Origin of the sequence: Catenulispora pinistramenti, from assembly GCF_018274385.1 — a bacterium.
Classification (GTDB): domain Bacteria; phylum Actinomycetota; class Actinomycetes; order Streptomycetales; family Catenulisporaceae; genus Catenulispora; species Catenulispora pinistramenti.
Genome location: NZ_JAAFYZ010000506.1, coordinates 1 through 867, shown reverse-complemented (window position 1 = coordinate 867; position 867 = coordinate 1). Strand labels below are relative to the sequence as shown.

At 70.6% G+C, this 867-nt stretch carries 1 protein-coding gene and 1 pseudogene; one reads left to right on the top strand and one right to left on the bottom strand.

The window, feature by feature from the left end; all coding sequences use genetic code 11:
• Positions 1-342, top strand: a pseudogene (locus KGQ19_RS48735) (hypothetical protein); the annotation flags it as partial.
• A 172-nt stretch (positions 343-514) separates the two neighbouring features.
• Here the strand turns inward: KGQ19_RS48735 and KGQ19_RS48730 are convergent.
• Complete coding sequence (locus KGQ19_RS48730; RefSeq protein WP_194899897.1) at positions 515-793, bottom strand: Lrp/AsnC family transcriptional regulator; 279 nt, start codon at positions 791-793, stop codon at positions 515-517.
• Positions 794-867: the final 74 nt, after the last annotated feature.

Here is an 867-nt window from a genome sequence, read left to right as displayed (position 1 = left end):
TCGCTGCCCCCGGGCATGCCCCCGGCCCCGTCCCCGGTCGGCGCCGGTCTGAACGGCGGCGGCATGGGCTCGACCGGCTCTTTCCAGAGCGCGGGCTCCACCGGCTCCTTCCAGAGCGCGGGCTCCCAGGGCTCCTTCCAGAGCGGCAACAACGGCACCAACGCCGCGGCCCTGACGCAGACCATGGCCCCGATCCGGCCGCAGATGCCGGCCCCGCAGCAGATGGGCGGCGGCCAGCAGCCCCCGTTCATGGGCGGCGGCAACGGCATGGGCCAGCCCTCGGTCCCGTCCCAGCCCTCCCCGATGCGCGGCTTCCTCATCGACGAGGACCCCGACGCCTGACGGCGGCGGCACGACCCGGCCATAGGGTCGGCGCACCACCCGCACTCACACAATGACGTGGCGTCACGAACCCCGCCTTCCTCTTGGGAGGCGGGGTTTGGCGTTCGCCGGGAATTCTTAATGCGTTCGTAGGGAGTTTCCCTTAGGGGTGGGTCGCGCTGAGGGTCCTGCCTCAGTCCAGCCCGAGCGAGAACGCCGCCTCCAGGTCCAGGGCGCTGTAAGTCCGGAACGACACGTGCGTGACCGTGTGGCTGACCCCGGCCACCTTGTTCACCCCGCCCGGGATCACATCGGCGAGCTGGTCGTGCTCCCGCACCCGCACCATGGCGATCAGGTCGTACTCGCCGGTCACGGAGTAGACCTCACTCACCCCGGCCAGCCGGGAGATCTTCTCGGCGACCTCGGGGATGGCATCCACGTCGGTTTTGATCAGGACGATGGCGGTGATCACAGCGGCTCCTTCGCGCGGGACTGCGGGAGTACGGGAGTGCGGGACTGCGGACTGCGGGGCTGGGGGACTGGGGG